The organism is Sphingomicrobium sp., from assembly GCA_036563485.1.
Lineage (GTDB): Bacteria > Pseudomonadota > Alphaproteobacteria > Sphingomonadales > Sphingomonadaceae > Sphingomicrobium.
In genome coordinates, this window is record DATCMI010000001.1 from 793,714 (window position 1) to 817,062 (window position 23,349).

27 protein-coding genes and 1 tRNA gene are annotated in these 23,349 nt (G+C 63.2%); 11 read left to right on the forward strand and 17 right to left on the reverse strand.

What is annotated here, in order from left to right:
- Positions 1–142 precede the first annotated feature (142 nt).
- A complete protein-coding gene (locus VIL42_04130; GenBank protein HEY8592037.1) occupies positions 143–298 on the forward strand; it encodes a hypothetical protein in 156 nt (51 codons plus the stop codon).
- 388 nt (positions 299–686) lie between these two features.
- Here VIL42_04130 and VIL42_04135 read toward each other — a convergent pair whose 3' ends face one another.
- Positions 687–1,706 (reverse strand): glycosyltransferase family 2 protein, encoded by a 1,020-nt coding sequence (locus VIL42_04135; protein HEY8592038.1) that lies wholly within the window; start codon positions 1,704–1,706, stop codon positions 687–689.
- 400 nt (positions 1,707–2,106) lie between these two features.
- Between VIL42_04135 and VIL42_04140 the strand changes: the two genes are divergently transcribed.
- Entirely contained in the window at positions 2,107–2,274 is a 168-nt protein-coding gene (locus VIL42_04140) for a hypothetical protein (GenBank protein ID HEY8592039.1), read from the forward strand.
- 215 nt (positions 2,275–2,489) lie between these two features.
- Here the strand turns inward: VIL42_04140 and VIL42_04145 are convergent, their stop codons facing one another.
- Positions 2,490–2,960: an AAA family ATPase gene (locus tag VIL42_04145; GenBank protein HEY8592040.1), complete on the reverse strand. Its 471-nt coding sequence runs from the start codon at positions 2,958–2,960 to the stop codon at positions 2,490–2,492.
- 272 nt (positions 2,961–3,232) lie between these two features.
- Here VIL42_04145 and VIL42_04150 point away from each other — a divergent pair, with 272 nt between their 5' ends.
- The 5 genes from VIL42_04150 to VIL42_04170 all read left to right on the forward strand — a co-directional run bounded on the left by VIL42_04150 (position 3,233) and on the right by VIL42_04170 (position 9,521).
- Positions 3,233–4,336 (forward strand): hypothetical protein, encoded by a 1,104-nt coding sequence (locus VIL42_04150; protein HEY8592041.1) that lies wholly within the window; start codon positions 3,233–3,235, stop codon positions 4,334–4,336.
- A gap of 108 nt (positions 4,337–4,444) precedes the next feature.
- Positions 4,445–7,240 (forward strand): cyanophycin synthetase, encoded by a 2,796-nt coding sequence (gene cphA, locus VIL42_04155; GenBank protein HEY8592042.1) that lies wholly within the window; start codon positions 4,445–4,447, stop codon positions 7,238–7,240.
- Positions 7,237–8,130, forward strand: a complete 894-nt coding sequence (locus tag VIL42_04160) for an isoaspartyl peptidase/L-asparaginase family protein (protein HEY8592043.1) — start codon at positions 7,237–7,239, stop codon at positions 8,128–8,130. The genes cphA and VIL42_04160 overlap by 4 nt, the downstream gene beginning before the upstream one ends.
- On the forward strand, positions 8,120–8,932 hold the full coding sequence (locus tag VIL42_04165; protein HEY8592044.1) for a cyanophycinase: 813 nt from the start codon (positions 8,120–8,122) through the stop codon (positions 8,930–8,932). The genes VIL42_04160 and VIL42_04165 overlap by 11 nt, the downstream gene beginning before the upstream one ends.
- A 145-nt stretch (positions 8,933–9,077) precedes the next feature.
- Positions 9,078–9,521, forward strand: a complete 444-nt coding sequence (locus VIL42_04170) for a DUF2243 domain-containing protein (protein ID HEY8592045.1) — start codon at positions 9,078–9,080, stop codon at positions 9,519–9,521.
- Positions 9,522–9,583: 62 nt separating this feature from the next.
- Here VIL42_04170 and VIL42_04175 read toward each other — a convergent pair whose 3' ends face one another.
- The 5 genes from VIL42_04175 to VIL42_04195 form a co-directional block, all read right to left on the reverse strand.
- On the reverse strand, positions 9,584–10,003 hold the full coding sequence (locus VIL42_04175; GenBank protein HEY8592046.1) for a DUF983 domain-containing protein: 420 nt from the start codon (positions 10,001–10,003) through the stop codon (positions 9,584–9,586).
- Between the two features lie 253 nt (positions 10,004–10,256).
- Positions 10,257–10,769, reverse strand: a complete 513-nt coding sequence (locus VIL42_04180) for an NADH-quinone oxidoreductase subunit B family protein (GenBank protein HEY8592047.1) — start codon at positions 10,767–10,769, stop codon at positions 10,257–10,259.
- Between the two features lie 924 nt (positions 10,770–11,693).
- Positions 11,694–12,032 carry a hypothetical protein gene (locus VIL42_04185; GenBank protein ID HEY8592048.1) on the reverse strand — a complete coding sequence of 113 codons (339 nt, stop codon included), beginning with the start codon at positions 12,030–12,032 and terminating at the stop codon, positions 11,694–11,696.
- A complete protein-coding gene (locus VIL42_04190; protein ID HEY8592049.1) occupies positions 12,029–13,258 on the reverse strand; it encodes an integrase arm-type DNA-binding domain-containing protein in 1,230 nt (409 codons plus the stop codon). Before VIL42_04190 ends, VIL42_04185 begins: the two co-directional genes overlap by 4 nt.
- Positions 13,259–13,398: 140 nt before the next feature.
- Positions 13,399–13,489 (reverse strand) — tRNA-Ser (locus VIL42_04195).
- 113 nt (positions 13,490–13,602) lie between these two features.
- On the opposite strand from VIL42_04195, the gene VIL42_04200 reads away from it, so the two are divergent.
- The 3 genes from VIL42_04200 to VIL42_04210 are packed head-to-tail and all read left to right on the forward strand — an operon-like array spanning position 13,603 to position 15,175.
- The gene (locus tag VIL42_04200) at positions 13,603–14,013 is read left to right on the forward strand and encodes a metallopeptidase family protein (protein HEY8592050.1); all 411 of its coding nucleotides are present in this window, start codon (positions 13,603–13,605) and stop codon (positions 14,011–14,013) included.
- Positions 14,010–14,561 (forward strand): heme ABC exporter ATP-binding protein CcmA, encoded by a 552-nt coding sequence (gene ccmA, locus VIL42_04205; GenBank protein HEY8592051.1) that lies wholly within the window; start codon positions 14,010–14,012, stop codon positions 14,559–14,561. The genes VIL42_04200 and ccmA overlap by 4 nt, the downstream gene beginning before the upstream one ends.
- The gene (locus VIL42_04210; protein ID HEY8592052.1) at positions 14,558–15,175 is read left to right on the forward strand and encodes a heme exporter protein CcmB; all 618 of its coding nucleotides are present in this window, start codon (positions 14,558–14,560) and stop codon (positions 15,173–15,175) included. Before ccmA ends, VIL42_04210 begins: the two co-directional genes overlap by 4 nt.
- Here the strand turns inward: VIL42_04210 and VIL42_04215 are convergent.
- The 8 genes from VIL42_04215 to VIL42_04250 are packed head-to-tail and all read right to left on the reverse strand — an operon-like array spanning position 15,165 to position 20,647.
- The gene (locus tag VIL42_04215) at positions 15,165–16,028 is read right to left on the reverse strand and encodes a class I SAM-dependent methyltransferase (protein HEY8592053.1); all 864 of its coding nucleotides are present in this window, start codon (positions 16,026–16,028) and stop codon (positions 15,165–15,167) included. The two genes, VIL42_04210 and VIL42_04215, sit on opposite strands and share 11 nt — an antisense overlap.
- Positions 16,025–17,254 carry a pitrilysin family protein gene (locus VIL42_04220; protein HEY8592054.1) on the reverse strand — a complete coding sequence of 410 codons (1,230 nt, stop codon included), beginning with the start codon at positions 17,252–17,254 and terminating at the stop codon, positions 16,025–16,027. Before VIL42_04220 ends, VIL42_04215 begins: the two co-directional genes overlap by 4 nt.
- Positions 17,251–17,847 (reverse strand): SURF1 family protein, encoded by a 597-nt coding sequence (locus tag VIL42_04225; GenBank protein ID HEY8592055.1) that lies wholly within the window; start codon positions 17,845–17,847, stop codon positions 17,251–17,253. The genes VIL42_04220 and VIL42_04225 overlap by 4 nt, the downstream gene beginning before the upstream one ends.
- Positions 17,844–18,200 carry a DUF983 domain-containing protein gene (locus tag VIL42_04230; GenBank protein ID HEY8592056.1) on the reverse strand — a complete coding sequence of 119 codons (357 nt, stop codon included), beginning with the start codon at positions 18,198–18,200 and terminating at the stop codon, positions 17,844–17,846. Before VIL42_04230 ends, VIL42_04225 begins: the two co-directional genes overlap by 4 nt.
- A gap of 8 nt (positions 18,201–18,208) precedes the next feature.
- A complete protein-coding gene (locus tag VIL42_04235) occupies positions 18,209–19,027 on the reverse strand; it encodes a cytochrome c oxidase subunit 3 (GenBank protein HEY8592057.1) in 819 nt (272 codons plus the stop codon).
- A gap of 35 nt (positions 19,028–19,062) precedes the next feature.
- Positions 19,063–19,614, reverse strand: coding sequence for a cytochrome c oxidase assembly protein (locus VIL42_04240; GenBank protein HEY8592058.1), 552 nt, complete (start codon positions 19,612–19,614; stop codon positions 19,063–19,065).
- Entirely contained in the window at positions 19,611–19,739 is a 129-nt protein-coding gene (locus VIL42_04245) for a hypothetical protein (protein HEY8592059.1), read from the reverse strand. Before VIL42_04245 ends, VIL42_04240 begins: the two co-directional genes overlap by 4 nt.
- Positions 19,736–20,647: a heme o synthase gene (locus VIL42_04250; GenBank protein ID HEY8592060.1), complete on the reverse strand. Its 912-nt coding sequence runs from the start codon at positions 20,645–20,647 to the stop codon at positions 19,736–19,738. Before VIL42_04250 ends, VIL42_04245 begins: the two co-directional genes overlap by 4 nt.
- 89 nt (positions 20,648–20,736) lie before the next feature.
- Between VIL42_04250 and VIL42_04255 the strand changes: the two genes are divergently transcribed.
- On the forward strand, positions 20,737–21,321 hold the full coding sequence (locus VIL42_04255; protein ID HEY8592061.1) for a peptidylprolyl isomerase: 585 nt from the start codon (positions 20,737–20,739) through the stop codon (positions 21,319–21,321).
- Here VIL42_04255 and VIL42_04260 read toward each other — a convergent pair whose 3' ends face one another.
- Together VIL42_04260 and ctaD are read right to left on the reverse strand one after the other, a co-directional pair.
- Positions 21,322–21,594: a DUF4242 domain-containing protein gene (locus VIL42_04260; protein HEY8592062.1), complete on the reverse strand. Its 273-nt coding sequence runs from the start codon at positions 21,592–21,594 to the stop codon at positions 21,322–21,324.
- Between the two features lie 81 nt (positions 21,595–21,675).
- On the reverse strand, positions 21,676–23,349 hold the full coding sequence (ctaD, locus tag VIL42_04265; GenBank protein HEY8592063.1) for a cytochrome c oxidase subunit I: 1,674 nt from the start codon (positions 23,347–23,349) through the stop codon (positions 21,676–21,678).

Sequence of the window (23,349 nt, forward strand, 5' to 3'; positions counted from 1 at the left end):
TCATCTAATCTACCTCTTGGTTCAGCCACCGCCTGACTGCAGGCGCCAGGGCCCCTCGGATGCTGCCAAAGCAGGAATCCTAAGAGCCACGGGTGCAACTCGCCGGGGCGCCTGTCGGTTAGCACGTCGAAAGGACATTTGAATGGCTGAAAACAGGCATGGTCAGGGACTTCACAATGGGCAGGAACCGCGCAGCAAATCATCCGCGGTGAAATTGTTTGCGTACGCCGCAATCGCTGTGCTGGTCGTCGGCATCATCCTGCTCGCGACCGGTGCGATTAAGTTCGGACCTTACTAGGGTCCTCTCATCGAAACGTTCGCCGCCGCTCCCCGCCCGAGTCCGGAATTGGTGGGAATCCTGACGCTGGGGCGCGCTGAGGGTTTCGTCGCATTGGCACCATCGTCACAGGTCAGCTTTGGCCGGCTTAGCCACTAAGCCGGGAGCCGGTGCGTCCCCAGCTCTCGGCTATGACTGGGGGCGGTCCCGTCTGGAAACTCGTTGGGTCTCTTAAGTGTAACAATAGTTCGAGGTGACAGCATTTCCCTTGGTAGTTCGACAGACCTCCGCTTGGCCAGCCGAAGGCGTCCTCTGCCGCCGTTCGGGTGCCATTCGGCCTCAGCCGCTTTTTGAAACTAGTTCTGTTGCATTGGCGCGTCGCGCTCCGGGGAACGACCCGCGATCCGTGTCAGGCAGCGAGGCCAGCCACCACTGAAGCGCTCCATTTCGCCAAGTCCGCGTTTAAGCCTGAGGTTAGTGGTGACCTGCACAAGTAACGGCTGGTCCGCAATAAACCTCCTCTTGCGATTGCCGCGATAGCGGCAGCAATCCAGGTTCGAGCGCAGACCGTTGCAAATGCGCGCTCGTCGTATCGCCCCGTGCGTGCATTCGAGGCCGCCAAATGGCGAATCCATTGTTCTGCCCACTCCATGAATTCTGGCGGCGGCGGGCTCTTCTTGGGGTTGCCGAGGTTGATGTGCTTGTCGAGTTCATCGGCAGTTGGTTCGATGTCCAGTTCTCGCACCAGATCGGAGAGCAGCAACCTCTTGCGGTCTCGCACCAAGCCGCTCTCCGCCCTGCCTATCTGACCCGAGTGGATGCGGCGATCGATGAGTACCTGCGGCAGGTTCGCCAATCGCTGCCTGCGAGATAGGCGGATGAACATATCGAGGTCTTCGCAGACCGGGAACTCGGCGCGGTATTCATAGGCTTTAAGAATCTCGGCGCGCCCGGTGATTGACGATTGCTGAAACGGGGAGCGGAACAGCAGGGAAGCCGTCAGCGTCTCGTGCGCGCGGAACGGAATTCGTGCTCCCAGCTTTCTGCCGCCAGTGGCGGTCATGCGCCCTGCGCCCGAGCCCACCAGGGCAATGTCCTGATGTTGCTCCAGATATTTCACTTGCCGCTCGAGCCTCCGCGGCCGCGCGACGTCGTCGCTATCAAGCCACGCGACGTAACGGCCGCGCGCCGCCTCCAAGCCGGTGTTGCGCGCTGCCGGGATACCCCGGTTCGCGGAATGAACGATGATTCGTGCGCGACCAGCCGCGGCGCGGTCCGCCGCTTCGGCCGACCCGTCGCTTGATCCATCGTCGACGATGATAATTTCAGTGCTCTTAAGGGTTTGCCCGACCAGGCTAGCTATTGCTTCTCGGATCACAGACCGGCGGTTGAACACCGGCACGACGACGGAAACGAGAGGAGCGGTCACAGCGGCCGACGCAGAAAAGTCCGCGTGATTGCCGGTGTCGATCCTAAGTGCTCGGCCAATCGGACGGCCGATGGCTCACCATTGCCCTTTCCGAGAGCGCTGCTGGGCAAACCGCGACTGCTGGGCATCGAGCTGTTCCTCGACCGACGTGGCGGACCCTTTTGCTGTCGGAGCGACAAGTTGCACTAACTTCAATCAGTTAACCGCGCAGCGCCGAGCTTCTTTCAAGGCGAACGGACCATCTTCATCTACGCGCTGTCGTCACGGCCGCCGGCGCGTCAGCAATCGCGCTCGCCGCCGTCACGGCGCTGCCCCGGCTCGTCAGGGCCCGTCTGAACCTTGGATAAGTTAGTGAACTTGAACGAGAACGGCGGCATCGCTGGCTCGACAGGTAGGTGGTATGTTCGATTGGGTGATCGAAGCCGACATTTACCAGCTGCGGAAGGCGATCAACGAGACCACCGACCCGCAGCAGCGGCGCGAGCTAACTACGCTGGCCGAACAGAAGGAGATTATCCTCGCGCGCCGAGGCGCTGGAAAGCCGATGACCGGAAGAGAGCTCTCATGAAGAGGCTGCTACGCGGACACGAGTCCGATGCGAGCTACTTCAAGAAGCGGGCGACCCAAGAGACGGCTGCCGCCGAGGCGGCCGCCAGTCATGCCGCGAAAGCGCCTCACCGTCGCTTGGCAGAACGCTATGCTCTCTTGGCAGCGTACATTGACGAGGTGCAGCACCGACTCGATTGAGTTTTCGGTTATGTCCTCAATAGCTGGAAAGCAGACCTAACCGTCCACTTCCTGTCGCTCCTCATCTGGCGTGAGCGGTTCAAAGCGCATTCTGAGCAAGTCGTACGTCGCATCGGTGATTAGCAGACTGCCGTCCAAGTTCTCGTTGCGGATCCTGAGACGTGTCCGCGCCACATGTTCCGGACAGTTGAGGCGATCGAGCAAGACGTCGGCACCGCGTGCTCTCGCTCTTGCTTTGGCTTGGTCGCGCTCCTTCCGAGACCAGAAGCCTACGTCGAGCACCACGTCCACGCCGAGCTCGAGACATCGCGGCCAAAGGAGGTCGATCTGTTCGGTGACCGCTCGTGAATGATGCTCGAAAAGATCCGCAGGCGGATCAGTCCCGTAGAAGCGCACCATCCACTCGTCATGACTGAAGCGGACTGCAGGAAGGCTTCGCTCCAGCCGCTTTGCGAAGGTGGTCTTACCAACGCCGAGGAAGCCGTGGACGAGGTGCGCCGTGGCCATAAGGGCCAACTGGCATGAAGAGTGTGTGTCCCAACGCGTCGAAAGCAGACCTAATCCGCCGATGGGCGAATTGCGTCGACACCGGACACACGACAGCGAGTTCCCGGAGCGTTCTCTCGCATACGCGTCTACTCGACCGGGGGCCGAACGCGCAATTTTGACTCAAATAGGTTGGTGTCCGGCCCGGTCGCGCCGTCTAGGTCGCCTGCAGCAGCAGCGACATCACAGATGGAAGCCTCGTGTTTGGAGCAACTCTCTTCGGCAGCTTCTTCATGGCAGGCTTCGAGTGTGCGTCTCATCGCCGTGCCGACGGCCTCCGCCTCGACCTGATCCGGAGCACTGGTCACGAAGGGTGCGCCCTGGAAGATTACCGCGGTTGTGCCAAGCTCGGCCTGACTTCTCTCAGGGACGGTCTGCGCTGGCATCTAGTCGAAGCGAACCCAGCCACTTACGATTGGTCGAGCTGGCTGCCGATGCTCACCGCCGCGGAAGCAGCCGGAGTAGAGGTCGTCTGGGACCTTTGCCACTACGGCTTCCCCGATCATCTGCAGCTCGCAAGTGACGGCTTTGTCGAGGCCTTCGGTCGGTTCGCCGCAGCCGCTGCCAAACTGCACCGCCAAGTGACGGGTAAGCCGGCAATCTTCTGTCCTATGAACGAAATCTCTTACTTCACCTGGGCGGTGAACACCGGATATTTCCCGAGGCTGCAGCAGGAGAAGCGCGGTTGGCTTAAAAAGCGCCTCGTCCATGCTGCTTTGACCGCGGCGAAAGCTGCGCGCACTGCCGACCCAGACGTCCGCCTGTGCTGGGCCGAGCCGCTGATCAACATCGTCCCGCGCAGTTCAGCGCCCGAGGATCGCGTCGCCGCGGAAGAGCAGCGGCTCGGGCAATTCGAAGCTTATGACATGTTGCTAGGGAAGACGGCCCCCGAGCTCGGCGGTGGCAGTTGGGCCGTCGACGCTCTCGGGTTCAACTTCTACCCCGACAATCAGTGGATCGACGGCGGCTCGACTATTCCACTCGGCCACCATGAGTTTCGGCCGCTGTCCGACATGCTTGCGGAGGCGCATTCGCGATTTCAGAAGCCAGTATTCATGTCCGAGACGGGGGCCGAAGGGTCCGCGCGAAGCGCCTGGTTCCACTATGTCTGCGAAGAGGTCCGAGACGCTCGCCGCGCGGGTGTACCCGTCGAGGGCATCTGCCTCTATCCAATTACAGCCTTTCCCGGTTGGGATGACTCTCGGCACGCGGAAGCCGGTCTCTTCAGTACGCCGCATGCGGACGGCACCCGACGCGCGGACCCGCGTCTTAAAGCCGAACTCGATCGTCAACGACTGCTCTGTGCCGACGCGCATCCTCATCAAGCGTCTTCCTAACCTGCATCAAATTTCGCAGCCGATTGCTCTGATCGAGGTTGCGCATCCGGATGAAAACTTTGTGCGCTACCACCTCACCCGGGGCTTTGCTCGGCGGGCTTGTCACTGATGACCTCTGACCAGGAGCCCCGAAACCTGTTCTCCGCGAGCGAAAGTCCCGCAGAAGCTCGGCTGATCGAGCGGCCAATGCGTGTGTTGGAAGTGGGGGTCTATCGCGGCCCGCACTATTACAGCCTCACGCCCATGGTCCGGGTCATGCTCGATCTCGGGAAACTCGAGGCTTCGCCGTCGAACCAGATCGACGGCTTTTCTGAGCGTCTCCTGAAACTGCTTCCGGGCCTCGAGCGGCACCATTGCAGCTTGAAGAAGCACGGTGGATTCGTGTCTCGATTGGTTCAGGGCACATGGCTTGGGCACGTGGCCGAGCATGTCGCGCTGGAACTACAAACCCTCGTCGGCCCGCGCGTTTGCCGCGGCAAGACCAGGTCGGTCAAAGGCAGGCCCGGCGTCTACAACATCATGTTCGCTTATCGGTACGAGGACGTGGCTCTCATGGCAGGCCGCGTCGCGCTGGAACTCGTCAATACTCTTCTTCCCGAAGAACTTGCGGGGATCGAGAAGCTGGACCGTGTCTATCAACTGGATGGAACCTTCGACCTCGAAGGTCGGCTCGCCGAGCTGCGCCGTCTGGTCAGTCGTTCGGCCTATGGCCCAACGACTCAAGCCCTGGTCGACGAAGCGCGCCGCCGCGACATTCCCGTCATGCGGCTGAACGAGGGAAGTCTGATCCAGCTCGGTCACGGTAAGTACCAGAAACGGATACGCGCAAGTATTACCGGACAGACGCCGTTCATCGCCGCCGATATCGCAAGCGATAAAAATCTCACCAAGGCGCTTCTCGGCAGCAGCGGAATCCCGGTCCCGCAGGGTGTTGTCGGACGCAAGCTCGAGGACATCCTGCCTCAGGCGCGACGCATCGGCTTCCCGCTCGTGACCAAACCGCTCGACGGTAATCACGGGCGCGGAATTACGATCGGCATTTCGGACGAAGAGCAACTTCGGTTCGGCTTCAAGCTTGCCCGGGAACATGGCCGACAGGTTATAGTCGAACAGCTATTCGCCGGTCGCGATCACCGCATCCTCGTCATAGGCGGCAAGCTGGTCGCGGTTGCCGAACGCGTGCCTGCTCACGTCATCGGCGACGGGATCCATTCAATTGCCGAGTTGGTCGAGATCGTGAACCGTGATCCGCGCCGGGGCGAGGGTCACGAGAAAGTGATGACCCGGATCAGGATCGACGAACATGTACGCGAGTATATCGCTAGATCGGGGCTCACCCCCGACAGCGTTCCGACGGCCGGCGATGTCGTCATGTTGCGAGCAACCGCCAACCTGTCGACCGGGGGCACGGCGATCGACCGCACGAACGAGATCCACTTCGACAATGCGGAAATCGCACGCCGCGCGGCTGCCATCATCGGCCTGGATATCGCGGGTATCGACTTCATCTGCCCCGACATCACCCAGTCCGTACGCGAAACCGGCGGCGGTATCATCGAGGTGAATGCGGCACCGGGGTTCCGGATGCACCTTGAACCATCGGAAGGCGCGCCGCGTGATGTCGCCCGTCCCGTAATTGCGATGCTTTACCCGCGCGGCTCGCGAAGCCGCATCCCAATTGTTGGCATCACCGGCACTAATGGGAAGTCAACGACCGCTAGAATGCTGAAGCACGTTCTTCGGTATACCGGCTGCACCGTCGGTCTCACTTCAACGACGGGCATCTATGTCAATGACGTCCTGGTTGCCGAGGGAGACATGACCGGGCCTAAGAGCGCTCGCATGATACTGCGGGACCCCACCGTCGACGTGGCCGTGCTGGAAACCGCCCGCGGCGGCATACTTCGTGAAGGTCTTGGATATGACGAGGCGGACATTGGAGCCGTGCTCAACATCTCTGCCGACCACCTCGGCCTAAAAGGGGTCGAGACGATTGAGGACCTCGCGAACGTGAAATCGCTTGTGGTCGAAACCGTTCGACCCCGAGGCACGTCGGTTCTCAACGCCGATGATCCCCTTTGCGTGCGGATGGCGCGCCGCGCGGGCGGAAGCATTACCTGGTTCTCGCTGAAAAGCGGAGCGGACATGTCGCCGCAGTTACGCCGCCACATCGAGGAGGGCGGTGCCGCGGTTGTGCGAGAAGCCGGCCCTGAGGGCGGCACCATCGTGTTGTACGAAGAATATCAGCGCCAAGTCGTGATGAAGGCGGGTGATATTCCCGCAACCCTACATGGAATGGCGACATTCAACATCGCGAACGCGATGGCGGCTATTGCTATCGCGGTGGCCCATCGCGTGCCGTTGGTCACCATTCGATCCGCGCTCGCAACGTTCCAATCGAGCTTCGAGCAGAACCCGGGTCGTCTCAATGTGCATGACGCCCACGGCTTCAGAGTGATCGTGGATTATGCACATAATGCGGCCGGGCTCACCGCTCTCGGCGAAGTCATCAACGGGCTACGACACCGCTACAAGCACACGATCGGTGCCGTTTCCATTGCCGGCGATCGCCGCGACGAAGACATAGTCGAGCTTGGCCGCATCGCCGGCGGCATATTCGATGAGATCATCTTCCGTGAGGACCCCTATACGCGCGGCCGGCCTCGCGGCCAGATCATGAACCTGTTGCGCAAGGGCGCTTTGGAGGCTGGCGCGTCGGCGGCGGCAATGCACCTGATCGCAGGCGAGTCGGAGTCAACCGCCGCCGCGCTGATGGCCGCAGCACCGGGCGACCTCGTCGTGATCACGCCGACGGATGTCTTTGCCTGCTGGGCGCAAGTGAACGAGTTTGAGAAGGTGGCATCGCCTACGGACCGGCACGCGCACGTGATCGCTGCCGAATGAACGAAAGTCATGGTCAGAAGCACTGGGCGCTCATCGTCCACGGCGGAGCCAAGCACATCGAGCGAGACGAGGAGCAGGACAACCGCTCCGGGATCGCAGCGGCTGCGACCGTCGGTGCAAAAATCCTGGAGGACGGGGGTAGTGCGCTTGACGCGGTCGAGGCGGCGATCCGCGTGCTCGAAGATTTGCCCGTCTTCAATGCAGGGCGCGGCTCCTGCCTCAACGAGGCTGGCGAAATCGAGATGTCTTCAGGACTGATGGATGGAAGCGACCTTAGCGTTGGCGCGGTGGGAGCGATCCGCAACGTCCGGAATCCGGTTCGCGTGGCCCGAGCGCTGCTGCGCGAACGCGAAGTGCTGCTCGTCGGTGATGGCGCGAGCCTCTTCGCCAGGGAATGCGGCGCCGAGTTTGCAAGCGACGAATATCTCAAGGACACGCCGCGCGCTGCTGCGGAGCATGACACGGTCGGCGCCGTGGCCTTGGACTTGGACGGCAATATCGCCGCGGGCACCTCAACCGGGGGCCTGCCCGGCAAGCGCGTAGGCCGGGTGGGTGACAGCCCGCTCGCCGGCGCAGGCTTCTACGCACAGAATGGCGTCGGCGGTGTTTCGCTTTCGGGAGACGGCGAAAGCATCATTCGAGTCGGTGCCGCGGCACGGATCATGGGCGGCATCGACGATCTCGGCCCGGAAGTTGCGAGCACTCGAGCGCTCGATCTCCTGCCGGTCGTCGGAGGCAAGGACGGGGACGGTGGCGCGATCGTCATCCGCGCCGACGGCCAGTTAGGTTGGCACCACAACAGCAGCCACTTCGCAGTCGCCATCATGACTAGCGACATGGACGAGCCGAGTGCCTGGCTCAGCAAGCAAGAAGAATGCAATGAACGATAAAGAGCGGAAGGGCTGCCTGATCATCATTGGCGGCCACGAGGACCGTGATCCGCAAGGTGACCGCTTGATCCTCAAGGAGGTCGCCCGGCATGTGAAAAAGGGGAAGCTCGTGCTCGCTACGGTCGCGAGCCGACAGCCGGCAGGCTATTTCGAGGAATATCAAAATGCCTTCGCCGACCTGGGGATCGGCGAGCTGGTTGAACTCTATCTCGAGGACCGGGGAGAAGCCTGGGATCGTGAAAAGCTGCAAGTCCTCGACGATGCCGCGGGCATCTTCTTTTCGGGCGGCGACCAGCTGCGCATCACCAGCCAAATCGGCGACACAGGCATCGAAGCGAAAGTGCGCGCGCTATTCGAGCGCGGCGGCCTCGTCGCGGGCACTTCGGCTGGGGCCTCGGTGATGAGCGAAACGATGCTCGTTCGCGGCACCAACCGGGAAACGCACAGGATCGGCGATCTCAGCATGGCACCCGGCCTTGGCCTTATTGCCGATGTCATCGTTGACCAGCACTTCGCCGAACGGGGGCGCTTCGGCCGGCTCATCGGCGCCGTAGCCCACAACCCGCGAATGCTGGGAATGGGGATCGACGAGAATACCGCCGCGGTCGTTGAAGGGCGCTCACTCAGTGTGATCGGCGAGGGCGCGGTTTACATCGTGGACGGAAGCCGATCGACATACTCAAATGTCGGCGACGCGAAGACCGACGTCACTTTGGCGATGCACAATATCGCGGTTCACGTTCTTGCCGATGGCAACCGATTCGACCTCACTTCTCGGCAACCTTCGTCGTCAGACAGCTAAGTCTGCTCTTCTCAACCGCGTCTGCTTCGGGTGGAAAGCGGACACTCGAAACCAGTTGATTAGGGGGAGCGCTGTTCGCGCGACCGGGAGACAAATGATGGCAGACTACAGCGCTTCTAGACTGTCAGTCGCCCCAGCAGGTATCATGCTGGGCATTGGCCTCGGCGGCTTTTTCGATGGAATCCTGCTCCATCAGATCTTGCAGGTTCACGCGATGCTTTCAGCGAAGTTGCCGCTGGACAATATGGCCAACATGAAGACCAACATGACGGCTGATGGGCTGTTTCACGCCGTGACTTGGCTGGCGACCCTTGTCGGCGTTGCTCTTCTCTGGAAAGCCGTGAACCGGCACATCGACGTCCGTCCTACTGGTATCGGACTGGTCGGCTACATGCTCGCCGGTTGGGGCTGGTTCAATCTCATTGAAGGCATCATTGACCACCACATTCTCAACCTTCACCACGTCATCCAAGCGCTCGGACAATCCATCTGGGATTGGTTATTTCTCGCGTCCGGCATTGTCCTGATTGTTGTCGGACACACGATGGGTCGCAGGGCCTATCGCGAGGGCCACGACACCCGAACGTAGTGTCTGCTATGGGGTCGAAAGCGGACCTAAGCCGCTGATGCCCAATGGGTGGAAAGCAGACGCTAGCCGACGATCTGCCCTTCCCGCGCTTCATGAAAGAACTGGCTTGCAACGAGCCAGCCCTTGATCGGGCGCAACGGTCCAAGCGTGCTGAGCACGACGATGGGCAGGCTGACGAACAAGTGCACCCAAAGCGGCGGGCTCTTGATGATCTCAAGCAAGATCATGAACAACACGCCGGGAACGCACGCGAACAACTGCACAAAGATGGCTGGACCGTCTGCGGGATCGGCATACGAGTAATCGAGGCCACAGACCTCGCAATCCTCACGCAGCTTCAGAAAGCCATCAAAGAGTCGCCCCTTCCCGCATCGAGGACACCTGCTTCTAAGGCCGGTCTCATATGGGGGTAACGGCGGCCACGCATGCCCTGTGTCATCGACAAAACGGTTTGCCTGAAGGCGCTTCGGCTGCACGGTCATTTCGATTGAATCCCATAGATGCAGAAGCGACGAGCGACGCCCCGGGTCGTCTAAGCAGTTACCGCTCTGCGATGTTGCCCACATGGGCATCGGCGACACGGAATACCATCAAACAAAATCACTTAGAGTGATCGATGCACCGGCTTCGCACCCACGTTGACTGGAACGCGCTCAGTCTCGCATGTCCGCAATGGGTCGAAAGCAGACCAAGCCGCTTACGTCCGGACAGGGGTGGGAAGCAGACGTTAGTCACTCACCGCTCGATCGTGCCTTCGCGTCGGATTTTTCGCTGAAGTGTCATGATGCCGTAAAGCAAAGCTTCGGGTGTTGGCGGGCACCCTGGCACATAGACGTCAACGGGGACGATGCGGTCGCAGCCCCGCACCACAGAATAGCTGTAATGATAGTAGCCACCGCCATTGGCGCAGCTGCCCATTGAGATCACGTAACGTGGCTCGCTCATCTGATCGTAAACCCTGCGGAACGGCGCAGCCATCTTGTTCACGAGCGTGCCCGCGACGATCATCACGTCGGACTGCCGGGGGCTTGCCCGGGGTGCCGATCCGAACCGCTCTAAGTCATACCTAGGCATGTTGGTGTGAATCAGCTCTACGGCGCAGCACGCTAGGCCGAAAGTCATCCACCAAAGGGAGCCAGTTCGGGCCCAATTGAAGAGGTCTTCAGTGGTAGTGACCATGAAGCCCTTCTCGTTGAGCGCTCGCTGCACTTCCTGCAGTTGTTTCTGCTGCACACCGCCCGGAACCAGCCCGGCAATGCGGGCAAGCCTTCTTCAGTCGGCAGACCAGTCGGCGTTTCGTTCCTGCCCAGCATTACAGTCATGGCGAGCTCCTTAAGAGTCGGCGGTACGCTTCTGATGCGACCGCGCCTTAACTTGCGGCAGCAAACCCCGGGCGCTGGTTGGTCCTCCCCGAGCCTAGCGAGTCGGCAACAGAGGGCACTGGAGAGCTCCCGCTCTGAGCACGGGTTTTTCTCAATGCCGATGACCCAACAGGCCTAGCCTTCCTCGCGGTCAGGCTTCTAGGCTTCGTCCTCGAGTTCGTCAGCGATGTGGTTGAGTTCGACCCGATCAGCTGGACTGCGCGCGTCTTCGGCCAACCGTCGACATGTCTTTGGCCGTTCCCGGAAGCGTGCGGCATCGTTCGACATGGCAACACAACTTACATGGGTTAATGGCGTTGCTGCCGTTCCAAACCCGTAGCGTTAAAACCGCGCAACTCACCAGCAGCCGCGAGGTCGGGGAACTCCTTGCCCTCGTGGTCCTCAGCATCAACGTCGTTGTGCAAGTGGAAGTAGAACACGGGCACTTCCGTATAGCTGCAAATACGCCGATAGGTTCCGCCCCCGCTAACTGGCGCTAACGTACAGAATGGGTGGAAAGCGGACATAAGCCGCGATCGTCCTGTATAGCTGGCGTGGACGCCACAAAAGCCAGTTGGCAGTCGCGTCCGAGGGACTGTACGTACCAAAGCGGTTCGACTGCCAGGGAGGCTGCGGTGCGCCTGTTTCTCCTACCTTTCTTAATTGCGCTGATGGCTGCGTCCGCTCCCGGTTCATCCGCCGGAGAGCATCACGTGCGCACCACTGATGGGGTGGAGCTCTGGTACAGGGTCGCCGGGGTCAGCAGGGGGCTCCCCGTCATCTTTATTCATGGGGGGCCTGGCGAGGGTAGTCAGGCGATGCAGGCCCTAGGAGGCCCTGCACTCGATTGGAAGTGCCGGATGAACTCGCTGATGTTAGGCATCGCACCCCCATGCTGAGACATCCAGGCTTTGGCCTCTCTTCGGACCATGCTTTTGAACGGGCCAGATGATTGACGGAACGCCGGCGTAAGCCTGTTAGCCAACGACTTTCGGGCTTCTGCTAGGAGGCCGCGCTCAACGTCGGTGAGGGGGCCCTGCAACTCTTCGGCAATTTCTGCTTCCTCAACGGCGTGGTCGAACGCTTCATCGAAGGAGAGCTCTTTGAACCCGCCCCTGCCGTGAGGCTTGCGGTCAATTTTCGCTATCATGCTCGCTTCTCAGCGAGCGCTACAACGTTGCTCCGATCGGAGAGGACGTAGCACGCCCAGGCCGGCATCAGCTTGTCGCGGCGTTCGGCATAGTAGGTGGTCCGCTTGTAAGCAGCCTCAACTTTGTCTGGGTTCCCGTGTGCCAGCGCAGCTTCGGCCCACGCATCTGCGAAGCCAGTTTCGGCAGCCCAGTCGCGGAACGAGCTGCGGAAGCCGTGAACCGTAAAGTCACCACCGCCCGCGATACGAAGAACTTTGCCCATGGTGGCATCACTAAGCGGCTGTCGCTTTAGTCCCGGGAAAACGGGATCATCCATCCGTCCTCGGCTACGTTCCTTCGCAAGCTTCAGAATCTCAGCCACGGCCGGCACAAGCGGGATGATGTGCAGCCGGCCTGCCTTCATGCGCTCTGCGGGGATCCTCCATTCGCCGGCCTCCACATCAATTTCCTGCCACGTTGCGCCCCTGACCTCATTCGATCGCGCTGCCGTGAGAATATGGAATTGAAGCGCCAGGCGCCCGACTGATGATTCACCAGTGCGGAGCTGCTCCATGAATGCCGGGAGGTCCGCATAAGGCATAGCGGCGAAGTTCCGGCCCTTAGGCTGCTTGATCCCGCCCATCAGCTTGTTGACCGCCCGGATGGGGGCTTCCGCCTCGCGCCAGCCCTTTCCGTGCGCGTAGTCGAGAACTACGCCCACGCGCTGCCTCACTCGACGTGCCGTCTCGGCCTTGGAGAGCCAGATGGGTAGCAAGACCTTCTGCACGTCGGCCGCGTCAATCTGATCAACGGTCATTTCGCCGATCAGCGCAAACACATAATTCTCGAGCGTCGTCAGCCACTGGGCGCCATGCTTGCCGTTGCGCCAGCCCTTGGAGACCTGCTGATGATATTCCCGTGCTGCTTGCTCGAATGTCGGTGTAACGACGTGCTCGACCCGCCAATGTGCGGCGGGGTTCTCCCCCGCCTTGGCGAGCTCACGCCCAATACGCGCCTTTTCCCGCGCCTCGGTGAGCGTGAGCGACTTGCGCCGGTAAATCGGCAGATCGGTTTCAACCGGCTCAGCTGCGAATGAGCCAATGCCGTAGTCGCGCCTCTTGCCCTCGTGCTGGACCCGCAAGACCCATGATTTTGCGCCTGAAGGCTTGACCAGCAAGTACAGACCGCGACCATCGGAATGACGCCCGGGTTTTGCATGTTGTGCCTGCTTCGTCGTTAGACCCATCGCTAAGCTCCCCCATTCGTTACCCCACTGTAAGTGGGATTTGGCGAAACAGCAATGGACCACATGAGCCGGTCCATCGTGTCAAGTCATTCGTATCATGTTGAAAATGATACGTTGTAAGACATCATGAGATTGGAAGCTGGCGGAGCGGGAGGGATTCGAACCCTCGATACGGTTTTGCCGTATACTCACTTTCCAGGCGAGCGCCTTCGACCACTCGGCCACCGCTCCGCCGCACCCGGACGGGTGCATTTCAAGAAAGCGCCTGGAAGGCCGCCCATCTAGAGAGGGCTGCCGCGCGGGGCAAGGTTGCCGGGCGTAACGAGCGCCCCTAGTCCAGCGGCATGACGCCTTCGGAGCGCCTTTCCGGCCGCATGCCGACCGCCGCCGACATTGAGGCGATCGCCCGGCGCACGCTCGACCGACTGCCGTCGCCATTCTCCGAAAGCCTGGGCGATATCGTCCTGCTGATCGAACCCGTGGCCGATGTGGAGACCGCGCGGAGCGTCGGTCTCGACGATCCGATGGAGCTGAGCGGCCTCTATCACGGCATCCCGCTAAACGAGCAGAGCGTCAGCGATTCGGGGCGCCTGCCCGAACAGATCATGCTCTACACGCGCCCCATCCTGCTCGAGTGGGAAGAGACGGACGTCAGCCTCGAAGCTCTCGTCTCACACATCGTCATCCATGAAGTCGGCCATCATTTCGGCTTTTCCGACGAGGACATGCACGCGCTGGAGGAGGAGGCGGAGTGACAGCGCTGCTGCGCTTCCAGGACGTCGCGCTCGTGCGCGGCGGGCGCCTTCTGTTCGAAAATCTGAGCTTTGCACTTGCGCCGGGGGAAGCGCTGCAGCTCGCGGGCCCGAACGGCACCGGAAAATCGAGCCTGATCCGTCTCGCCGCCGGCCTGCTGAACGCCGCGGGCGGCACAGTCGAACGCAGCCCGCTGGCGCTGTCCGACGATCATGCAGCACTCGATCGTGAGCTGCCGCTTCAATCCGCGCTCCGCTTCTGGGGCGCCGACGTCAGCACGGCGCTGGACCAGCTCGGGATCGGCCATCTTGCCCCCGTTCCGGTGCGGCTTCTGTCGTCCGGCCAGCTGAAGCGCGCTTCGCTCGCCCGCGTTGCCGCGTCCGGCGCGCCTTTGTGGCTGCTCGACGAGCCGCTGAACGCGCTGGACGCCGACGGTGTCGAGCGCCTGGGACAAGTCGTCGCTGCGCATCGCGCCGGCGGCGGTGCGGTGCTCGCCGCCTCGCACCAGCCGCTCGCCGGTGACTGGCGGCGCCTGGAGCTGGGCGCATGATCGGGGCGCTGATCGCCCGCGACCTGCGCCGCGCCTTTGCCGGCGGTGCATGGCTGCCGATCGCCTTCTTCCTGCTCGTCGCCGCGCTCATCCCGTTCGCCGTCGGCCCGGACGCCCGGTTGCTCGCCCGGATCGGTCCCGGCATTCTCTGGATCGCGGCGCTCACTGCGGCGCTCTTGCCCATCGAGCGCCTCGTCGAGCCCGACCGTGCGGATGGGATCCTCGACCAACTCACGCTCCACGGCATGGCCGAGGAGACGGTCGCCTTCGCCAAGATCGCCGCTCACTGGCTCGCCTTCGCTCCGCTGCTGCTGATCGCCGCTGTCCCCGCTTCAGCCCTCCTGGCGATCGACGGCGAGACGCTGCTCCGCACCGAAATCGCGCTCCTGATCGGCACGCCCGGGCTCGCCGCACTCGCGGTTGCCGTCGCGGCGGTGACGGCCGGCCTGCCGCGGGCAGGCGCGCTTGCAGGCTTGCTCCTCCTCCCGCTCGCGGTGCCGCTGCTGATTTTCGGCGCAGCCGAGGCGCTCCTCCTCGAGGGGGCCGTATCGCTGCTGCTGACGGCTGCGGCTCCCTTCGTTGCCGGCGCCGCGATCCGCGCTTCTAGGACCTAGACCAGCGGGCAAAAATGGCGGTGGGCAGGAGCAACCCCCGCGCTTCCTCGCGCACCGCCATCTCGCCAAGGTCGACCTTGCCCCCCAGATCGCCGAACAGCTGGCTGACCAGCTCGCCGATCGACAGCGCCGACATGCGCACCGCGTAAACGGTCAGCACCAGGAAGCGGCTGTTCTCGTCCAGCAGCTTGCGGCAGTCGGCGAGCAGCGGCGCCAAATCCTCCTCCAGCCGCCACACTTCGCCAGTCGGGCCGCGGCCGAACTTCGGCGGGTCGAGCAGGATTCCGTCGTATCGCCGCCCCCGCCGCACTTCGCGCGCGGTGAACTTGGTCGCGTCGTCGACAATCCAGCGGATCGGCTTGTCGGCGAACCCGGACAGCTGCGCATTGGCCTTGCCCTGCTCGACCGACTTCTTCGACGCGTCGACATGGACCGTCCGCGCCCCAGCCTCGCTCAGCTGCAGCGTTCCGACGCCCGTGTAGCCGAACAGGTTGAGTACTTCCGCGTCCCTCGAGCGATCGCGCATCCAGTCCCATTGCGGTGCCATGTCCGGGAAGAAGCCGAGGTGGCGGAACGGCGTCAGCGAGGCGGCAAAACGTACGTCGCCGCGCGTCAGCGGCCATTCGCGCGGCACCGCCCGGTGCTGGACCCAGCGCCCGCCGCCCTCCTCATCGGAGCCGGGGACGAAGGTCGCGTCTGGATCCCAGTCGTCCCGTGCCGGCGCCCACATCGCCTGCGGCTCGGGCCGGACGACCTGCACGTCGCCATAGCGCTCGAGCTTCTGGCCATTACCGCAGTCGATCAGCGCCCAATCGGGCCAGCGCTCGGCGACGATGGTCGTCAGCTGCGTCACGCGGCAACCGCGAGCTGCGTCCCCACCGATGACACCGCCACACGACCGTCGAGGAGCGCGCGTCCAGCGTCGCGGGCGGCAGTGACGTCGACCGAACGGAGTTCGCCGAGCAACTCGTCAAGCGGCACGATGCGCCCGAAGACTTCGATGGAGCGCGCCATGTGATCGGCACGGCCCTGCGCGCCTTCGAGGCTCATCAGCAGCCCGGCCTCGAGTTGCGCCCGGGCGCGGTTGAGCTCGTCTTCGGCGAGGCTTTCCACGGCGCCGGCGAGCACCTGGCGGGCAAGATGCATCGATTCGACGGCGCGCCCGCGGTCCGCGGCGCAGCTCAGCGCAACGATGCCAGTGTCGGCATAGGCCTGGTGCCAGGCGCTGACCGAGTAAGCGAGGCCGCGCTCCTCGCGCAGTTCCTGGAACAGGCGCGACGACATGCCGCCCCCAAGCGCCTGCACGAACAGCGACAGCGCGGGCAGCCGCGGGTCGGCGGCGGCGAAGCCGGGAAGCCCAAGGCACCAGTGGGCCTGCTCGAACTCCCGCTGGTCGTTGCGGATGCCGCCGGTGAACTCGGCGCGGCCGATCGGCACGCCGGGCCAGTCGGCCATGTCGCCGAACAGCCTTTCCGCGAGGTTGAGCACATGATCCGGGTCGACCTTGCCGCTGGCCGACAGGATCAGCCGCGACGGGATCAGTTCATCGCGGATCCACCCTCGGCAATCGTCGGTGCTGATCGACCTGATGCTTTCCGCCGTGCCGAGCACGGAGCGGCCGATCGGCTGTCCCGAGAACGCCGCTTCGAACAGATGATCGTGGACCAGGTCGTCCGGCGCGTCGACAGCCTCGCCGAGTTCCGAAAGGATAACCGCCTTCTCGCGCTCGAGATCGTCGTCCTGAAGGTGCGGCGCGCGCAGGAAGTCGGCAATCAGCCCGGCGAGCAGGTCGACATCCTTCGCCAGCGTGCGGCCGTAGAAGACCGTCTGGTCGCGCGCGGTCCAGGCGTTGATGACCCCCCCGACATCCTCGATCGCTTCGGCGATCTGCCGCGTGTCGCGCTCCCCCGCGCCCTTGAACACCATATGCTCGACGACATGGGCCAGGCCCGACAAATGCTCCGGTTCGGAACGAGAGCCGACCATCGCGTAGACGCCAAGGGCGACCGACTGCGCGCCTGGCATCGGGTCGACCGCGACCTTCATGCCGTTCGCCAGCACGTGCATTTCGGCGCTCACGGCCGGCGCTCCGCGGTGCGGCGTCCCCGCACGGCAAGCAGGAAGATGACGAGCGCAATGGCGGCGAAAGCGAACCACTGCACGGCATATGAGCGGTGGTTGTTCGGAATGGTGGCGAGCGACGGTTGGGCGCTCGGCTGCAACCCCGCCGGCGCGCCTGCCGCGACCAGACGGATGCCGTTCTTGCGATCCGGTGCGATCACCCCGCTGACGAGGCCACCGGGCCAATCGAAACGTGCATTGGGGTTCTTCGACCAGCCCAGGTCCACGGTCATGACCGGCCCGGGGCTGGTCGGTGCGCACTCGACGATATGGGCGTAGCCCGGCTCTCCGGCCATGTTCGCGCCGGCCACCGCGCGCTTCGCGACCACGCGCGGGCACAAGCCGGTCGCGTGCCGGAACAGCGGCAGCTGGTCCTCCCGCAGCGGCGTCGCCGGCCAGGCGATCGGCGGCATGTTTTCCGCCGCCTGGTAGCGGGCGATGAGGCGGTCCTTTTCGCCGGCCCGCTTCAATTGCCAGATGCCGAGCGCGATCATCACCGCGACGGCTGCGGCGACGAAGATCGTCGCGATGACCGGGAAGCGACGGGTCACGGGGCAATCCGCCCTTCGCGCGCCCGATGCTTGTATTCCTGCGCCAGCAGCCACGCCTTTCCGACGCGCAGCCCGCCGACGGTCAGCCCAGCTGCAACCGGAATCCAAACGAGGTGGACCCACCAACGGGGCGAGAAGGCGCCGTCCACCACCAGCGCGCCGACGACGGTGATCGTCCCGACGATGAAGATCAGGAACGCCGCCGGACCGTCTCCGACGTTGAAGCTGTCATAGTCGAGCCCACAGCTGCGGCACTTCGGCGCGAAGCTCACCCATCCGCGAAACAGCGTATGCGCCCCGCAGCGCGGGCAGTCGCCCTTAAGCGCCGCTTTGCCGGCGGAAGGTTCAGCCACGCCGATCCTTAGCCGTGGACCGGCGCGCCCCAGCCGCCCCAGATGTAGATGGTGGTGAACAGGAACAGCCACACCACGTCGACGAAGTGCCAGTACCAGGCCGCCGCTTCGAACCCGAAGTGCTGGCGCGGCGTGAAGTCGCCGCCGCGTGCGCGAAGGTAGCAGACGATCAGGAAGATGGTGCCGACGATGACGTGGAAGCCGTGGAAGCCGGTCGCCATGAAAAAGGTCGAGCCGTAGATGCTGTTCTTGAACGGGAATGGCGCGTGGGCATATTCCCAGCCCTGAACGAAGGTGAAGACCAGGCCGAGCGCGATCGTCAGCAGCAGGCCGAGCTTCAACCCCTTGCGGTCGCCGTGGATCAGCGAGTGGTGCGCCCAGGTAACGGTCGTGCCGGAGCACAGCAGGATCAGGGTATTGAGCAGCGGGAAGCCCCACGGGTCGAGCACTTCGATGCCCTTGGGCGGCCACTGGCTGCCCACGGATTCGGCCGCGGACGGGAACAGCGACGCGTCGAAGAAGGCCCAGAACCAGGCGAGGAAGAACATCACTTCAGAAGCGATGAACAGGATCATGCCGTAGCGCAGGTGAAGCTGCACCACCGGCGTGTGATAGCCCTCGTGCGCCTCGTTGATCGTATTCTTCCACCAGCTGAACATGGTGACGAGCACGCCGAGCAGTCCGAGGCCGAACACCACCGGCCCAAAGCGGTTCTCGTGCCACCACATGACGAGCCCGGTGAACAGGATGCCGCCCGACATGGCGCCGATCAGCGGCCAGGGATCCGGCTCTACCAGATGATAATCGTGGTTCTTGCTCGCGGCCATGCGCTGGGGTTCCCCTCGTTCTCTTTGTAGCGCCTCTAGCGAGAGGCTTTGACAGTTTCCACAGGATAAAAGGTGTAGCTCAGCGTGATCTCGTGGACGTTCTTGGCGTCCGGATCGTCCTTCATCGCCGGATCGACGAAGAAGACGACCGGCATGTCGACCTCCTGCCCCGGCTGGAGCGTCTGCTCGGTGAAGCAGAAGCATTCGATCTTGTTGAAATATTTGCCGGCCGTATCCGGCGATACATTGTGGATCGCCTGGCCCTTGATGGCCCGCGCGCTGAGGTTCTTGGCGCGATAGTAGACCGTCGTCTGGGCGCCCGGCGCGACGCTCACCGACGTCTGCTTCGGCTCGAACGTCCACGGCAGGCCGGGGTGAACGTTGGCGTCGAACTGAACCTTCACCTCGCCGGCGACGGCGCCGGGTGCACGCTCCGCGCGCTGTGTCGTGCCGTTCAGCCCCGTCGCTTCGCAGAAGATGCGGTATAGCGTGGGGCTCGCGGCGACGACGCCGACCATCAGTGCAACGATGCCCAGCAGGTAGAGCAAGGTCCGGCTGTTGCGGTCCTTGACGGCAATGGCGGTCACCAGTTGATCCCCGTCTTGGCGATGGTGATGAAGAAAAGCAGGATCACGAACGCGCCGAGGAGCAGCGCCATGATCCGCGCCCGGTCCCGCTGGCGCTTCTGGTATTCGCGCTGGTCGAAGCTCATGCGGCGATCCACCGATCCGCGACGAGGACGGCGAACAAGGCGAAGAGGTAGAATACCGAATAAGCGAACAGCTTCTTCTCGGGCGCCATCTGCGCAGGCTCGGTGGCGCGGTTGACCAGCACGCGCGCCGCAAGAACCAGGAAGACGGCGCTGAGGACGATCGCCGAGACACCGTACGCGCGCCCCGTCAGGCCGAGCGGCCAGGGCGCGACGGCCGCTGCCGCCATCGGCAAGCTGTAGATGAAGATCTGGCGGCGCGTGCTCGGCACCCCGGCAACGACCGGCAGCATCGGAATGCCCGCGGCGGCATAATCCGACCGGACGAACAGCGACAGCGCCCAGAAATGCGGCGGCGTCCACAGGAAGATAATCGCGAACAGCAGGAGCGGTAGCGCGTTCATCTCGCCCGTCGCGGCGACCCAGCCGATCAGCGGCGGGAAGGCTCCAGCGGCGCCGCCGATGACGATGTTCTGCGCGGTGCGCGGCTTCAGCCAGACGGTGTAGATGAGCACGTAGAAGAGGATCGACGCGGCGAGGAGAGCAGCGGCCAGCCAGTTGGTGGCAATCCCCATCAGCAGCACCGAAAAGGCGCCGAGGCCCACGCCGAAGTGAAGCGCGACCTGCCGGTCCATCCGGCCGCCGGGAAGCGGGCGCTTGGCCGTGCGCCGCATCTTCGAATCGACCTCGACTTCGTACCATTGGTTGAGCGCGCCGCAGGCGCCGGCGCCGAGCGCGATGCACAGGATGGCGGTGAAGCCGAGCACGGCAGGCGGCATCGCCGGCGCTGCCAGCAGCCCGCACAGGCCGGTGAACACGACCAGATACATGACGCGCGGCTTGGTCAGCGCGACGATGTCGCGCCAGTCGGCAGGCAGCGCGGCTGGCTGAGTCACCTGGGCGGTGGGCATGCGCTGCCTATAAGGGCTTGGCGGTAAGCGGAAAAGCCCCGCTCGAAGCACTATGGCGGCGTTCATCCGTGCTTTGCTATGTGGCGGGAATGACGATGCGAATCCTTGCCGCCGCGCTTCTTGCCGGCATCTCCACCGCCACCTTTGCTCAGGCGACGGCGCCGGAACTCGTCCCGGTCGCGATCGAGACGAGCGCGGGCCGCATTGTCGTCGCCCTCGACAAGACGCGCGCACCGGCGACCACCGCCAACTTCCTGCGCTATGTCGATGCCCAGCGCTTCGACGGAGAGAGCTTCTACCGGGCGATGAAGGTCGAGGACGGCGGCCTGATCCAGGGCGGCATCCGCAGCAGCGCGAGCAAGCTCTACCCCAAGATCAAGCATGAGCCGACGTCCGAGACGGGGCTACGCAACGTCGCCGGTGCCATCTCCATGGCGAACGGCGGTCCCGCCACCGCTCAGGCCGACTTCTTCATCCTCGCCAGCGACATGCCGTCGCTCGACGCAACGGCTACCGACGCGGGCTTTGCCGCCTTCGGGCACGTGGTCGAGGGAATGGACGTGGTGAAGACCATCCTCGCCTCGCCTACCTCGCCGACGCTCGGCGAGGGCGTGATGCGCGGCCAGATGCTCGACCCGAAGGTCAAGATCATCAAGGTTTCGCGGGTGAAGTAACTATCCGGCGGTCGTCGGGTCGATCGTCGCGCGTACTTCCGACACCTTGTTCGCCGGAAAGCCGGCGGTGTCCGCATGCTGGCGTATCAGGTCCGCGTTCTCGGCACGGTAGACGCAATAGATCTTGTCGTCCGTGACGTAGCTGTGGACCCACTGAACGTCGGGACCGAGGTCGTGCAAGACCGCACATGATTTTTGCGAGGCGCCTTTGAGCTCCTCCGCTCCAAGGCCACCGACTCCCGGCATTTCACGCTCGATCACGAACTGCTTCATAGCGATGCTCCCCTGTCCTGAGACAGCGGCCATCTACCACAGCAGCGAAACGGAGTCCCGCGCGCAGGACTCCGTCCGTGACTAGTCGATCCGCGGAAGGGTCGAGAATTGGTGGAACGGCGGCGGGCTGGACAGCGTCCATTCCAGCGTCGTCGCACCTTCGCCCCACGGGTTGCCAGGCGCCTTCTTGCCGGCCGCGAGCGACCAGGCGAGATTGACGAAGAATACCGCGACACCGGCGATGGTGATCATGTAGCCGACCGTTGCGACATAGTTCCATTCGGCGAATGCCGGCGTGTAGTCCGGGATACGCCGCGGCATGCCGTCCAGCCCGAGGAAGTGCATCGGGAAGAAGACCACGTTCACGCCGACGAACATCAGGAAGAAGTGCAGCTTCCCGAGGAACTCATTGTACATCTTCCCGCTCATCTTCGGGAACCAGTAGTAGAAGCCGCCGAAGATCGCGAACACCGCGCCGAGGCTCAGCACATAGTGGAAGTGAGCGACCACATAATAGGTGTCGTGCATGTAATTATCGACACCGCCGTTCGCGAGGACGACGCCGGTGACGCCGCCCACGGTGAACAGGAAGATGAAGCCGATCGCCCACAGCATCGGCGTTTCGAAGGTGATCGAGCCGCCCCACATGGTCGCGATCCAGCTGAAGATCTTCACGCCGGTCGGAACGGCGATGATCATCGTCGCCGCCGTGAAGTACATCTTCACATCGACGCTCATGCCGGTGGTGAACATGTGGTGGGCCCAGACGACGAAGCCGATGACGCCGATCGCGACCATGGCGTAGGCCATGCCGAGATAGCCGAACACCGGCTTGCGGCTGAACGTCGCGACGATCTGGCTGATCATGCCGAAGCCCGGCAGGATCATGATGTACACTTCGGGGTGCCCGAAGAACCAGAAGAGGTGCTGGTAGAGCACCACATTGCCGCCGCCCGACGCGTCGAAGAAGGCGGTCTGGAAGTTGCGGTCGGTGAGCAGCATGGTGATCGCGCCGGCAAGCACCGGAAGCGACAGCAGCAGCAGGAAGGCGGTGACCAGCACCGACCATACGAACAGCGGCATTTTGTGCAGGGTCATGCCCGGCGCGCGCATGTTGAAGATGGTGGTGATGAAGTTGATCGCCCCGAGGATCGAGCTGGCGCCCGCAAGGTGGAGCGAGAAGATGGCCATGTCGACGGCCGGGCCTTGTGAGCCGCTCGTCGACAGAGGCGCATAGACGGTCCAGCCGGTGCCGGCGCCAAGCCCGGTGCCGCCCGAAACGAAGGTCGAGCCGAGAAGCAAGGCGAATGCCGGGATCAGCAGCCAGAAGCTGATGTTGTTCATCCGCGGGAAGGCCATGTCCGGCGCGCCGATCATCAGCGGCACGAACCAGTTGCCGAAGCCGCCGATCATCGCCGGCATGACCATGAAGAAGACCATGATCAGGCCGTGCGCGGTGATCAGCACGTTCCAGTGGTGAGTCCACTCATCGAAGCTCGCGGTGCCCGGGCCAAGCGGCCAGGCCTGGTTGAGCACTTGGATGCCTGGTTCCATCAGCTCCCAACGCATGATGCCGGAAATGCCGCCGCCGATGATTCCCGCGACGATCGCGAAGATCAAATAGAGCGTGCCGATGTCCTTGTGGTTCGTCGACATGAACCAGCGGGTGAAGAAGCCCGGCTTGTGATCCGCATCATGATGCGCGTCATGCGCCTCGTGCGGCTGGAGATGCAGTGAATCGGCGGTGGTGCTCAT